Here is a 13,312-nt window from a genome sequence, read left to right as displayed (position 1 = left end):
CTCGGCCAACCTCAACCCCGAACGCCTGTCCCCGTCGCTGTTCGAGCCGGTGCATGGTTCGGCGCCGGATATCGCCGGGCTCGGGGTGGCCAACCCGATCGGCCAGATCTGGTCGGCGGCCCTGATGATCGAGCACCTGGGGCAGGGGGATGAGCTCTACCAGCGGGCCGCGGCGGCGATTGTCGAAAGCATCGAGACGGTGCTCGCCGAAGGCCCGCGCACCCGGGAAATGGGCGGCACTGCCAGCACCGTGGAAGTGGGGCGGGCGATTGCCGAGTGTCTAGGGTCTGTTCCCGTTTGGCCCAGCAACGCGGCTCGTCACCAAACGGGAATAGACCCTTAGGAAACAGGAGCTGATGAACATGAGCCTCGAACACTACATCGACAACCAATGGCAAGCCTCGTCCTGGGCCGAGGACATTCCCGTGCAGGACCCCAGTACCGGCATCAGCTATGCGCGTATCGCCCGGGGCACCGCCGAGGACATCGACCAGGCGGTGCAGGCAGCGCAACGGGCCCTGGGGGACAACTTCGACGGGCCCTGGGGCAGCCTTTGTGCCCTGGAGCGTGGACGCCTGCTGGCCCGCCTGGGCCAGGCGGTGCTGGAGCACCATGAAGAGCTGGCGCAGATCGAGGCCCGGGACACCGGCAAGGCGCTGAAGGTGGCCCGGGCCGACGCCACCGCCCTGGCGCGCTACTTCGAGTACTACGCCGGGGCCGCCGACAAGCTCCACGGCGACACCTTGCCCTATCAGGCCGGCTACACCGTGCTCACGGTGCGCGAGCCCCACGGCGTCACCGGGCACATCATCCCCTGGAACTACCCGATGCAGATCTTCGGCCGCAGCGTCGGCGCCGCCCTGGCGGCGGGCAACGCCTGTGTGGTCAAGCCCGCCGAGGATGCCAGCCTGTCGCTGCTGCGGCTGGCGGAACTGGCGGCCAAGGTCGGTTTTCCCGCGGGCACGATCAATGTGGTCAGCGGCTATGGCCACGAAGCCGGCGCGGCGTTGTGCGCCCATCCTGGCGTCGCGCATATCTCCTTCACCGGTTCCACCGGCACCGGTGCTCTGGTGGCCAGGGCGGCTGCCGAACGCCATTGTCCGGTGACCCTGGAGCTGGGGGGCAAGTCGCCGCAGATCGTGTTTGCCGACGCCGATGTGGAGCGGGCACTGCCGGTGCTGATCAACGCCATCGTGCAGAACTGCGGCCAGACCTGCTCCGCCGGCAGCCGCCTGCTGGTGCAGCGCAGCCTCTACGAGCCGTTGCTGGAACGCCTGGCCCAGTGCTTTGGCCAACTGCGTGCCGGGCCCTCGGAGCTGGACCTGGACATGGGCCCGCTGATCAATCAGAAGCAGCTGCGCCAGGTGCGTGAATTCGTCCGCGAGGCCGAGGCCGCCGGTATCCCGGTGGCGGCGCGCGGGGTGGTGGTGCCCGAGGCCGGCAGTGGCGGCTATTTCCAGGAGGCGGTGCTGTTTCGCGATGTGCCGCCAGACAGCCGTCTGGCCCGGGAGGAAGTGTTCGGCCCGGTGCTGGCGGTGATGCCCTTCGAGGACGAGGCCGAAGCCATCCGCCTGGCCAATGACAGCGCCTTCGGCCTGGTGGCCGGGGTCTGGACCCGGGACGGTGCGCGGCAGTTGCGCATGGCCCACAAGCTGCGCTGCGGCCAGGTGTTCATCAACAACTACGGCGCCGGAGGCGGTGTCGAACTGCCCTTCGGCGGGGTCAAGGCCAGCGGTTATGGCCGGGAGAAGGGCTTCGAGGCGCTGCTGGGTTTCACCACCTTGAAGACCATTGCCATTCGTCACGATTGAGGGCCGCCATGGCGGCCCATAACAACAAAAACAGGAGTCACTCCCATGCGTCTAGCCAACAAGACTGCCATCGTCACCGGCGCCGGTTCCGGCTTTGGTGAGGGGATCGCCAGGACCTTCGCCCAGCAGGGCGCCCGGGTCATCGTCGCCGACATGAACGCCACGGGCGGCCAGCGGGTGGTGGACGAGATCCGCACCGCCGGCGGCCAGGCCCACTTCATCGAGGTCAACGTGGCCCAGGACGCCAGCGTTGGCGCCTTGCTGCGCAATACCCTGGAGCAATACGGCGGCCTGGACATCGTGGTCAACAATGCCGGCACCACCCACCGCAACCAGCCGATGCTGGAAGTGGACGAGGCCGAGTTCGACCGGGTGTTTGCGGTCAACGTGAAAAGCATCTACCTCAGCGCCAAGCACTTCGTGCCGCATTTTCGCGGCCAGGGCGGCGGGGTGTTCATCAATATCGCCTCCACTGCGGCGATCCGGCCGCGTCCGGGGCTGGTCTGGTACAACGGCAGCAAGGGCGCGGTAGTGGTGATGAGCAAGACCATGGCCGCCGAGCTCGGGCCGGACAACATCCGCGTCAACTGCGTCAACCCGGTGGTCGGCGCCACGGCCCTGCTCAGTGAGTTCATGGGCGTGCCGGACACCCCGGAAAACCGTCAGAAATTCATGGCGAGCATTCCCCTGGGGCGCTTCTCCACCCCCCAGGATGTGGCCAACGCCTGCCTGTACCTGGCCTCCGACGAGGCGGCCTTTATCACCGGCACCTGCCTGGAAGTGGATGGTGGACGCTGCGTCTGATGATCTGTAGAAAGCCCTTTGGCTAAACCCAAACCCAGCTACGGAGTGCAGTCGACATGTGTGGGATCGATAACAACACTAGCCACCCCAATACCAAGCAGCTGCTTGAAGGCCTGCCAAAGAACTGGGGCAAGTGGGGCCCGGACGACGAGGTGGGTGCCCTCAACTACCTGCAACAGGCCGAAGTGCTGCGGGGCGTGGCCGCCGTGCGCCAGGGCAAGACCTTCACCCTGCAGGTGCAGATCGGCCACCCCGGCGGCGACCCGATGTGGCCGGCGCGCAACCCCTCGATGCGCTTCAACACCCTGGACCGCAGCCACTATCAGGCCGGCAAGCAGCCGTCCATGACTGGCGGTGCCGAGTACTGCGACGACGTGATCTTCATGCAGCTCCAGGGCTCGACCCAGTACGACGCCCTGGGCCACGCCTGGTACGACAACCAGCTGTGGAACGGCTACGACGCCAGCAGCACCGTTGGCGGCATGGCCAAGGCCAGCGTGCTGCCGATTGCCGAGCGCGGCGTGGTGGGCCGCGCGGTACTGATCGACATGGCCCGGCACCGCGGCAAGAAGTACCTGGGGCGCGGCGAGACCTTCAATCACCTGGACCTGCTGGCCGCCGCCAAGGCCCAGGGCGTGGCCATCGAGAAACGCGACATTCTGATCATCCGCACCGGTTCCATGGGCGCTTTCTACGAGTACGGCAAGACCGAGTTCTTCAAGGACCTGGTGGAGCCGGGGCTGACCTACAGCCGCGAACTGGTGGACTGGTTCAACCAGATGGAAATCCCCAATCTGGTGACCGACACCATCGCCAACGAAGTGATCACCGACCCGGTGTCCGGGGTGCAGATTCCGCTGCACTGCGCGCTGATGCGCAACCTGGGGATCGCCTTCACCGAGATCGTGCTGCTGGAGGACCTGGCCGAGGATTGCGCCGCCGACGGCCAGTGGACCTTCCTCTACACCGCCGCGCCGTTGAAGATCGTCGGCGGCAGCGGGGCGCCGGTGAATCCCATTGTGATCAAGTAGCCGCTACCTGCTGGTTTTGCAGTGGGCGCAGGGTTTATCCTGCGCCCCCTCGCCACGACCGATAGGGATCATCGACCGATCATGCATGACGATTCACATTCGCCAGACTGCAGCTGCTGCCTGGATCACGCCAATGCCCATCAGGGCGTACTCGATACCCTGGGGTTGATGGCCGACCACCCCGAGGCCAGCGAGGACGACATCGTCCAACTGCTGCAGGCGCGTGGCTACTCGGCCATCGCCGCGGAAAAACTCAACGCCTTCGTGCCATCGGCCCTGGCCTGGATCGTGCTCAAGCGCCTGGGGGTGAAACACCTACCCAACCACTTCATCGCCTTGGATGAGAAGGGTGAGGAGGTCCGGGTTCCGGTGGCCGGCCAGCACTACTTCACCGCCGCGCTGACCCTGGCATACAACACCTTCGAAAACGGCTGGAGCGAGGTGCTGCCGCGCAAGACCTACGAAATGGTGGCTGGCCGCAGCGCCGAAATGGCCATGGCCAACGAGGCGCTGTATGCCGGGGAGTCCCTGCAGGGGGCCACCCTGGAGCCTGTGCAACTGCTGCGTCTGGATGCCAGGGCGGCGCTTGAGTAAGCGCCCGGACACTGGCGGGCCGCAGGTCATGGGGTTACCCTGCGGCTCTTTTTTCGAGACCGAGATGGACCTTCGCCTCCCGTGACCGATACCTGCCCGCCCAACTGCGCGCATTGCGCCGAATACCCCGACCACCAGAGCGCCCACCAGGCCGTGGTCGAAGCCCTGCAAGTGATGGGCGCCCATCCCGAGGCCAGCGAAGACGAGATCGTGCAGATGCTCCAGGCGCGCGGCTACTCGGCCATCGTCGCCGAGAAGCTCAACGCCTTCGTGCCTTCGGCCCTGAGCTGGCCGCTGCTCAAGCGCCTGGGGGTGGAGTCCTTCGTCGGTCACTTCATCGCCTACGACGACAATGACCAGGAGGTGCAGATCCCGGTTTCCAGCCAGCACTATTTCACCGCCGCCTTGATGCTGGCCTACAACACGCTCGAAGAGGGCTGGAGCGAGGAGTTGCCCCACAGCACCTTTGTCAGCGTGACGCAACACAGCGCCGAGATGAACGCCGCGAATAAGGTGCTGAACCAGGGGGGCAGCCTGGAGGGCGGGACGGTCGGGCCCTTGCAGTTGCTTCGGCTAAGCGCCAGCGAGGTGCTGGAGCAAGCGCCTAGTTGATGTAGATGATCTTCGACACCAGCTCCGCGCTGTTCTTGGCCTGGAGCTTCTTCATCAGCCGGGCGCGATGGACTTCCACGGTGCGGTGGGAAATCGCCAGTTTGCGCGCCACTTCCTTGCAGGTCAGGCCGTTGACGATGTGCAGGGAGATTTCCCGCTCGCGAGGGGTCAGGCGCACGGTCGGCGCCAATCGCCGGTCCAGGCGTTCGAAGTGCCAGATCATCAGCCCGAACGGGTCGTCCGGGGTCAGGGAAAAGCCGTGGGCCCGGGCCCAGAACACTTCGCCGTTGCGGTGCTGCATGAAGCGTTCGTCGGTATAGGACGCACCGGCGCCGTTGCGCAGCCAGTGCTCGCTGCGTTCGCCAATGCTCTGGTAATCGGCCTGGGAGGGATACAGCAACAGGGTCAGGTGATCCAGCAGTTGTTCGCGCTCATAGCCGAACAGGTGCAGGAAGGCCTGGTTGCAATCGAGCATGCGCCGATGCCCGGTGATCAACTGCGGCGCGGGTGAAACCTGGAAGGCCAGGCGCTCGAGGTCCTGGAGCTGCTGGGCATGTACGGTCATTGGGCATCCTGCCTCGTGGGGGTTGGTGCGCCGCTCTGGCTGGGCAGGTACTACTTACTGCTGTACGTAGTTGCCCCAACTAGCGTCCGATTTCGGCGCTCGCCATTGTATGGAATGCCCGCTTCAAGCACAGAAGAAAATCACCATGACCCATGCTTCCGTATCCATTGTTGCTGCTGCCCACACGCCTTTCGGTCGCCTGCAGGGCTCGAACCTCGAGGACCTGATTGTCCAGGTCACTCGTGAGGCCCTGGCGGATGCCGCGATTGACGCTGCAGAGATCGACGCCCTGTTCCTCGGGCACTTCAACTCAGGCCTGGTGCCGGACGGTTTTCCTGCCTCACTGATGCTGCAGGCCGACCCGCAATTGCGTTTCAAACCGGCGACCCGCTGCGAGAACGCCTGCGCCTCGGGCTCGGCGGCGATCCAGGCCGGGGTCAACGCGATCCGTAGCGGCGCCGCCGAACTGGTGCTGGTGGTGGGGGCGGAAAAGATGACCGGCAACTCCACCGCCGAAGTCACCCGGGCCCTGGCCGGGGCCGGTTACCAGAACGATCCGCAGGAGGCCGGTCTGAGCTTTGCGCAACTGTTTGCCCGGGTCGCACAGCAGTACACCGAGCGCTACCACAGCCCGCTGGCCTCGATGGCGGCGATTGCGGTGAAGAACCACGCCAATGCCATGGCCAACCCGTTGGCGCAGATGCACCGGCCGATGGATTTCGAGCATTGCAACAATGTGTCCCAGAGCAATCCGCTGATCGCGCCGTCGCTGCGCCTCACCGACTGCTCGCTGATCAGTGACGGCGCGGCGGCCATCGTCCTGGCGTCACCGCAGCGCGCCCGCTCGTTCCGGCGCGAGGTGGCGATCCGCGCACTGAGCCAGGTCAATGACCTGCTGCCGATGGCTAGCCGCGACATCCTGGCCTTCGACGGTCCGCAGCGGGCCATTCACGGCGCCTTGCGCGAGGCCGGGGTGAGCCTGGGGGACATGAACTTCGCCGAGGTCCATGACTGCTTCACCATCGCCGAGCTGTTGATCTATGAAGCCATGGGCCTGGCGCCCAGAGGCGAAGGCCATCGAGCGCTGGATGAGGGCATCGTGCGCCAGGGCGGTCGTTTGCCGGTCAACCTGTCCGGCGGACTCAAGGCCAAGGGCCACCCGGTGGGCGCCACCGGGGTCTCGATGCATGCCCTGGGCTTTCGCCAATTGATCGGCCAACCCATTGGCCTCGGCGTGCCCCGTGCCGAATTCGGCTTGCTGTTCAACATGGGCGGGATGGCCGTGGCCAACTACGCCTCGGTCCTGCAAGCGGTCAGGGCCTGAGCATGAATATCGCTCATTGGCTGCTGGATGCGGCCCAACGCTGGCCCCAGCGTCCAGCGCTATTCGAGGGCTGCCGCCAGGTGGCCGACTATCAGGACTTCGCGACGCGGGTCCGGGCTCGGGCCCTGCAGTTGCGCCACGGCCATGGCATCGCCCCGGGGGAGCGGGTGGCGTTGCTGATGAAGAACAGTTGCGACTACCTGGAACTGCTCTACGCCATTTGGTGGAGCGGGGCGGTGGCGGTGCCGGTCAACAGCAAGCTGCATCCGCGGGAGGCGGCCTGGATCGTCGGCAACGCCGGGGCCCGGGCGATCTATACCGACAACGGTCGGACTTTCGAACTCCTGGACTTGCCGGACAACTGCCGCGAGTTGCCCGGTTACGCCACCCCCGTGCCGTCTGCAGCTGCGGGCCACGAGCTGATGGAGCCCTGCCCGCGCGGGGATCACGAGCTGGCCTGGCTGTTCTACACCTCGGGCACCACCGGCCGTTCCAAGGGGGTGATGCTGTCCCACGGCAACCTGATGGCCATGTCGCTGTGCTACCCGCTGGATGTGGACCCGGTGCAGGCCCTGGATGCGGTGGTCTATGCCGCGCCGATGTCTCACGGGGCCGGGCTCTACAACTTCATTCACGTGCGCTGCGGTGCCCGGCATGTGGTGCCGGAGTCACGGGGGTTCGATGCGGCGGAGCTGTTCGGGCTGGCGCAGCAACTGGGGCAGGTCAGCCTGTTTGCCGCGCCGACCATGGTCAAGCGCATGGTGGAGCAGGCCCGTCGCCAGGGGTATTCGGGCGAGGGGATCAAGACCATCGTCTACGGCGGGGCGCCCATGTACCTGGCAGACCTGGGCCAGGCCCTGGATACCTTCGGCCCGCGGCTGGTGCAGATCTACGGCCAGGGCGAGTGCCCGATGACCATCAGCGCCCTGTCCCGGGAGCTGATCGCCGATCGCGAGCACCCCGACTGGCCCGCGATCGCGGCCTCGGTGGGGCGGCCACAGTCCTGTGTGGAGGTGCGGATAGTCGATGCCGACGGGCAGCGCCTGGCGCCCGGCGAACCCGGGGAAATCGCCGTGCGCGGCTCCCCGGTGATGCACGGTTACTGGGACAACCCGCCCGCCACTCAGGCGACCCTGGTGGACGGCTGGTTGCTCACCGGCGATATCGGCTTTCTCGACAGTCGCGGGTTTCTGACCCTCACGGACCGCTCCAAGGATGTGATCATCTCCGGCGGCAGCAATATCTACCCGCGGGAAGTGGAAGAGGTGCTGATGCAGCATCCGGAAGTGTTCGAGGTCTGCGTGGTGGGGGAGGCGGATGCCGAGTGGGGCGAGTCGGTGGTGGCCTTCGTGGTGCCGCGTTCCCCTGGCGGCCTCGATCCACAGACGCTCAACCACTGGTTCGTGACCCGCATGGCCTCGTTCAAGAAGCCCAGGAAATACCTGTTGTGCAGCGAGCTGCCCAAGAACAGCTACGGCAAGATTCTCAAGACTCGCTTGCGCCAGTGGTTGCAGGACCCTACAGGGGCCGTCGCCGACCTCTGAAAGATTTTTTCATGGACAGCAATACGACAGGAGTCTCCAAGCATGGACGTGTCCTCTTGCAATCCCCGGCGCCAGCGGCGCCGGGCCTTTATCGGCGCTACCTCGGGCCACTTGATCGAGTGGTACGACTATGGCGTCTACGGGTTCCTGGCGCTGTACATCGGCAAGGCGTTCTTTGTCTCCGATGACCCCACCAGCAGCCTTTTGGCGAGCTTTGCGGCCTTTGCCCTGAGCTTTTTCATCCGTCCCCTGGGCGGGCTGTTCTTCGGCCCCCTGGCGGACAAGATCGGTCGACGCAAGACCCTGATCACCGTACTGGTGCTGATGGCCGGTTCCACCTGCCTGCTGGGCCTGTTGCCGACCTACGCCAGCATCGGCATCGCCGCGCCGATCCTCCTGGTACTGATCCGCTGCGTGCAGGGGTTCTCCGCCGGAGGCGAGATCGGCACCATCACCAGTTTCATTTCCGAGTACGCCGGGCCCGGGCGCCGGGGCTTCGCCACCTGCTGGCTGATGGTCACCGCGGTGCTCGGCCTGTTGCTGGGCGGCGCCGTGGCCAATGGCATGACCTGGGCCCTGGGGGCCGAGCTGATGCAGGACGGGGGCTGGCGGATTCCGTTCCTGATCGCCGGGCCCCTGGGGTTCATCTCGCTGTACATCCGCCTGAAGCTGGAAGACAGCCCGGAGTTCCTGGCCCTGGTGCACGCCGGACAGACCTCCAAGGCGCCGCTGCGGGAGGTCTGGCAGTGGAAACGCTCGATTGCCCTGGTGTTTTTCATCATCACCCTGCACAGCTCGATCTTCTACCTGGTGCTGACCTTCGCCTCGACCTACATGTCCAACACCCTCAAGTTCGACAGCGGCACCACCTTGCTTTACGTGTTCGTCGCCAGCCTTTCGGCGGCGCTGGTCATGCCCCTGGGCGGCGCCTTCACCGATCGCTACGGACGCAAGCCGTTCCTGATGGTGATCGGCACCCTGGCCACCCTGGCCATGTACTGGTTCTTCAAGTCGGCGCCCAACGCCACCCCGGCCACGCTGTTCTGGCCGCTGATGGCGGTGGCGATCCTGTTCGGGCTCTACGCTTCCTCGACCTACGCCCTGATGAGCGAGCTGCTGCCGACGCGGATCCGTTCCACCGGGATTGCCGTGGCCTACAACATCCCCGTGGCGGTGTTCGGTGGCAGTGCGCCGCTGATCTCCACCTGGCTGATCAAGCTCACCGGCGACATCACCTCGCCCTGGTACTTCTACGTGGCCACCGGGGTGGTGTCGTTGATTGCCCTGGTGGTGCTGCGCAAGGAGGACTTTGTCGCCTGCGTTCCCGGCTCGCACAACCAAGACCGCCCGGCACCTCCGTTGCTGGTCAACCCGGCGCCCTGAGCCAGCAGGCCGGCTGCGGCCTGGATGTTCAGCAGGTGGGGGGCAGCAGGTGGGGGATTCAGGAGCCCTGGGGTTTCCAGCATGCCGCCGGTGGCGCGGCACCGGCACAGGCGCGGTTTTGGTTGTACAGCGGTTTTGCCGGCTTGCGGGTTACCGCGCTGTTGCGGGTCCTGATGCAGGTGCGGGTATAGCGGTGCATCTGGTTCAGGGCCAGGTTGCGCAACCCCTTGGGGCAGATCAACAGGGCCTCGCCGAAAGAGAAGAGTTGAAAGCCCTGAACCTCCACGCGCCGCTCAGAGGTCAGGCGGGTATTCCACATCAGTGGGTCCAGGTCATGCAGTTCGAGGTCATCGTGCAGCACGAATCGTTCGATTCCGTCCTGACGCACATCCAGGCTGCCGGCGGCCTTGTAGGTGATCTGGCTCATGGCCCCGGGCAGCACCAGAAGAAATGCTGCGGCCAGGAGCAGGGTGCACATCAGGGCATAGAAGACCCGTTTGTAGGGACTTCCGGCCTTGCAGTAGAAGAACACGATGGGCAGCAAGGAGAAGAGCAGCCCCAGGAAGTTCAACAAGGCCGGTAAGTGTGGCGAGTCATTGGACACTTCGTTGCTGTAGGCATTGATGATCAGCAGGCTGGTGAAGATCCCCGAGATCACCGTGCCCAGCAGGCAGAGTGTCAGGGTCACGAACAGGCCACCCCAGGTACCCCTGCCCGCAGCGGGGTGTCTCTCCAGGCTGCTGTGGATCACGCGTTTGAACGCGGGTCGTGACATCACCAGCCCCGTCACCAGTAGCACCACCGCCACCAGTATCAGCGATGCCAGTGCCTCACCCAGATGCACGTAGTAGCTGAGCACGATCAGGGTGATGAAGCCTGCCAGGACCGGCAGGGTCAGCCAGACCACCACATCGTTCATGTGTTCTGGGGTGTTGCGAAAGACATCGTTTGCCAGCCCGAACAATAGGGTGGTGACCGTAAGCAGCAGCAAGTAGATCAGCATGAGAAACAGCACCATGACCAGCCAGACCACCAGCGCCGATTTGGCATCGATGGAGGCCATGAACAGGTCGGTGCGGCCGATGGCCCGGGTGTACATGTACAGGCTGAACAGCCCCAGCGCGGCGGCGCTCAGGCCGATGACGGTGCCGATCTGGCTCCAGTAGTTGAGGACGCGTTTGAGGTTTTTCCTGAACACTTCTTCAAAGGTGGGTCCTGCGACTTGCATGTGGGCACTCCCTGGCAACGGCGATGGCGGCGGGAGTAGAACAAGACAAGGGGGGCTCTGTCGATGCTTTTGCACCCAGGACCGGGCTTCGACAGGGCCGGTCCCAGGGCCTGTCTTGCAGGTTCTTGCCTCAGCGGTAGTGCGCCGCCGCTTGCACGGATGGCCGCCCCTTGCGCCCGGCCGTCAGGCGATAGGCGATCGCCAGCCAGACGAACCACCCCGGCATCACGCACAGGGCCAGGCGGGTGTCCGGGCGTAGCGCCAGCAACGCCAGGACGAACAGCAGGAACACCAGGGCGCACCAGGCCATGGGCACGCCGCCGGGCATCTTGTACCGGGAAGCAGCGTGCAGTTCCGGGTGCTTTTTGCGGTAGGCGATGTAGGACGCGAGGATGGTCGACCAGGTGAAGATCACCAGGATCGCCGACACCGTCGACACCAGGGTGAAGGCGGTCATCACCTCCGGAACCACGTACAGCAACAGCACCCCCAGCAGCATCAGCAGGCTGGTGAAGGCCAGGCTGATCACCGGCACGCTATGCCCCGACAGACGCTTGAACAAGCGCGGCGCGTTGCCCTGGTCCGCCAGGCCGAAGAGCATGCGACTGGCAGAGAACACGCCACTGTTGGCCGAGGAAGCCGCGGAGGTCAGCACCACGAAATTGACGATGCCCGCGGCGGCCGGGAAGCCGGCGATCAGGAACAGCTCCACGAACGGGCTCTTGCTTGGCGACACCTGCTGCCAGGAGGTCACGGCGATGATGCACGCCAGGGCCAGCACGTAGAACAGGATGATGCGCAGCGGAATCGCGTTGATGGCCTTGGGCAGGGTGCGGCGCGGATCTCGGGTTTCCGCCGCCGCGGTGCCGATCAGCTCGGTGCCGGCAAAGGAGAAGATCGCCATCTGGAAGCCGGCGAAAAAGCCCAGCAGGCCGTTGGGAAAGGCGGCCTGGCGGTCCAGCAGGTGGTTCAGGGAGGCGCTCACCCCGGATGGCGAGACAAAGGCGGTGGCGATCAGTACCAGGCTCACCGCGATCAGGGTGACCACGGCGATGATCTTGATGATGGCGAACCAGAACTCCACCTCGCCGAACAGTTTCACCGTCAGCACGTTGAGGGCGAACAGGGTCAGCATCATGGCGATGGCGGGAACCCAGGCCGGTACATCGGGGAACCAGTACTGGAAGAAGCCGCCCACCACCACGGCATCGCCTACCACCGCCACGCTCCAGCTCAGCCAGTAGGACCAGCCGAGGAAGAACGCCGCCTGGGGGCCCAGGTAGGCACCGGCGAAATCGGCGAAGCTCTTGAAGTTCAGGTTCGACAGCAGCAGCTCGCCCATGGCGCGCATCACCAGGTACACGAACAGGCCGATGATCATGTAGATCAGGATGATCGAGGTGCCGGACATGGCGATGATCTTGCCCGAGCCCATGAACAGCCCGGTGCCGATAGCGCCGCCCATGGCCATGAGCTGGATATGACGGTTATGCAGGGTGCGTTGCAGCGTCGGGCGCTCGGAGGCCCCGAAGGTATCTGGAGTCATCACAAAACCTCTTGATTTTATAGTTGTCGAGTTTTGGCAGTGGAAGGTCGTTGAGGGCTGCGGTCTGTGATTGTTGTGGTGCAGCCGGGTCAGGTATTGCCCATGGACAGGGGCACGAGGCCGATTCCCTGTTCATGGGCCACGGGAGCGCTCTTTCAGCCGGCGGCGATCCGTCGCGGTGCCGGCGCCGGGGTGGCGGGGCGCTGTTCGAGCAACTGGTACAGGTCCTTGATATTGGCCGGCTCGGGCACCAGCTGGATCTGCTCGCCGATGCCATGTTGGCGCGCCAGGTCATGCAGGTAGCGCAGCGACGCAAAGTCTTCCAGGGCGAAGCCCACCGAGTCGAACACCGTGACCTGGGCCTCATGCTCGCGGCCCGGCGCCAGGCCCTGGGCAATGCGGAAGTACTCGGTGACCGGGAAGTGCGCCGGCATCTGCTGGATATCGCCTTCGATGCGGGTCTGGGGTTCGAATTCGACGATCACCCGGGCGTTGCGCAGGATGTCCGCGTGCAGCTCGGTCTTGCCCGGGCAGTCGCCGCCCACGGCGTTGAGGTGCATGCCCGGCTCGATCAGTTCGGGGGTGAGGATGGTGGCGTAGGCCTTGTCCGCGGTGACCGTGGTCACGATGTCCGCGCCCCTGACCGCATCGGCCACCGAGTCGGCGATGCGCACCTCGAGCCCCGGCCAGGCCTGCAGGTTGCGCTTGAGCTTGTGGGACGCCGCGACGTCGATGTCGAAGATCCGCAGTTCGCTGATGCCGAGCATTTCATGGAAGGCGATGGCCTGGAATTCACTCTGGGCGCCGTTGCCGATCAACGCCATGCGGCGGGCGTCCTGGCGCGCCAGGGATTGCGCTACCAGGGCTGAA

General features: G+C 65.2%; 13 protein-coding genes. 9 read left to right on the top strand and 4 right to left on the bottom strand.

The annotated features are described in order from the left end of the window. From BLX41_RS34635 to BLX41_RS06795, 6 genes are all read left to right on the top strand, one after another. A partial coding sequence (locus BLX41_RS34635) for an isocitrate/isopropylmalate family dehydrogenase (RefSeq protein ID WP_259744502.1) occupies positions 1 to 343 on the top strand: 343 nt, incomplete at its 5' end. A 19-nt stretch (positions 344 to 362) separates the two neighbouring features. Next, entirely contained in the window at positions 363 to 1,811 is a 1,449-nt protein-coding gene (locus BLX41_RS06815; RefSeq protein WP_123724292.1) for an aldehyde dehydrogenase family protein, read from the top strand. A gap of 45 nt (positions 1,812 to 1,856) precedes the next feature. After that, positions 1,857 to 2,615 carry an SDR family oxidoreductase gene (locus BLX41_RS06810; protein WP_123724291.1) on the top strand — a complete coding sequence of 253 codons (759 nt, stop codon included), beginning with the start codon at positions 1,857 to 1,859 and terminating at the stop codon, positions 2,613 to 2,615. 56 nt (positions 2,616 to 2,671) lie between these two features. Continuing rightward, positions 2,672 to 3,646 carry a cyclase family protein gene (locus tag BLX41_RS06805; protein ID WP_110653276.1) on the top strand — a complete coding sequence of 325 codons (975 nt, stop codon included), beginning with the start codon at positions 2,672 to 2,674 and terminating at the stop codon, positions 3,644 to 3,646. An 81-nt stretch (positions 3,647 to 3,727) separates the two neighbouring features. Beyond that, complete coding sequence (locus tag BLX41_RS06800) at positions 3,728 to 4,240, top strand: hypothetical protein (protein WP_123724290.1); 513 nt, start codon at positions 3,728 to 3,730, stop codon at positions 4,238 to 4,240. Positions 4,241 to 4,321: 81 nt separating this feature from the next. Further along, positions 4,322 to 4,852 carry a hypothetical protein gene (locus tag BLX41_RS06795; protein ID WP_123724289.1) on the top strand — a complete coding sequence of 177 codons (531 nt, stop codon included), beginning with the start codon at positions 4,322 to 4,324 and terminating at the stop codon, positions 4,850 to 4,852. Here BLX41_RS06795 and BLX41_RS06790 read toward each other — a convergent pair. Then, positions 4,845 to 5,417: a LuxR C-terminal-related transcriptional regulator gene (locus tag BLX41_RS06790; protein ID WP_123724288.1), complete on the bottom strand. Its 573-nt coding sequence runs from the start codon at positions 5,415 to 5,417 to the stop codon at positions 4,845 to 4,847. The two genes, BLX41_RS06795 and BLX41_RS06790, sit on opposite strands and share 8 nt — an antisense overlap. 145 nt (positions 5,418 to 5,562) lie before the next feature. Here BLX41_RS06790 and BLX41_RS06785 point away from each other — a divergent pair, with 145 nt between their 5' ends. From BLX41_RS06785 to BLX41_RS06775, 3 genes are read left to right on the top strand one after another with little or no spacing between them, the layout of a single operon-like run. Next, a complete protein-coding gene (locus BLX41_RS06785; protein WP_123724287.1) occupies positions 5,563 to 6,741 on the top strand; it encodes an acetyl-CoA acetyltransferase in 1,179 nt (392 codons plus the stop codon). Positions 6,742 to 6,743: 2 nt separating this feature from the next. Further along, complete coding sequence (locus tag BLX41_RS06780; protein ID WP_123724286.1) at positions 6,744 to 8,285, top strand: class I adenylate-forming enzyme family protein; 1,542 nt, start codon at positions 6,744 to 6,746, stop codon at positions 8,283 to 8,285. Between the two features lie 42 nt (positions 8,286 to 8,327). Then, on the top strand, positions 8,328 to 9,668 hold the full coding sequence (locus BLX41_RS06775; protein WP_123724285.1) for an MFS transporter: 1,341 nt from the start codon (positions 8,328 to 8,330) through the stop codon (positions 9,666 to 9,668). Between the two features lie 58 nt (positions 9,669 to 9,726). On the opposite strand, the gene BLX41_RS06770 is transcribed toward BLX41_RS06775, so the two are convergent. The 3 genes from BLX41_RS06770 to BLX41_RS06760 all read right to left on the bottom strand — a co-directional run. After that, a complete protein-coding gene (locus tag BLX41_RS06770) occupies positions 9,727 to 10,896 on the bottom strand; it encodes a hypothetical protein (RefSeq protein WP_123724284.1) in 1,170 nt (389 codons plus the stop codon). A 130-nt stretch (positions 10,897 to 11,026) separates the two neighbouring features. Then, positions 11,027 to 12,442 (bottom strand): amino acid permease, encoded by a 1,416-nt coding sequence (locus BLX41_RS06765; RefSeq protein ID WP_123724283.1) that lies wholly within the window; start codon positions 12,440 to 12,442, stop codon positions 11,027 to 11,029. A 155-nt stretch (positions 12,443 to 12,597) separates the two neighbouring features. Next, positions 12,598 to 13,312 (bottom strand): Rossmann-fold NAD(P)-binding domain-containing protein (locus tag BLX41_RS06760; RefSeq protein ID WP_259744499.1); only part of this gene is annotated, 715 nt, incomplete at its 5' end.

Origin of the sequence: Pseudomonas protegens (assembly GCF_003732485.1) — a bacterium.
Taxonomy (GTDB): Bacteria; Pseudomonadota; Gammaproteobacteria; order Pseudomonadales; family Pseudomonadaceae; genus Aquipseudomonas; species Aquipseudomonas protegens_B.
Note: the sequence above shows the minus strand (reverse complement) of the source record. Positions and strands in the feature narration are given on the sequence as shown.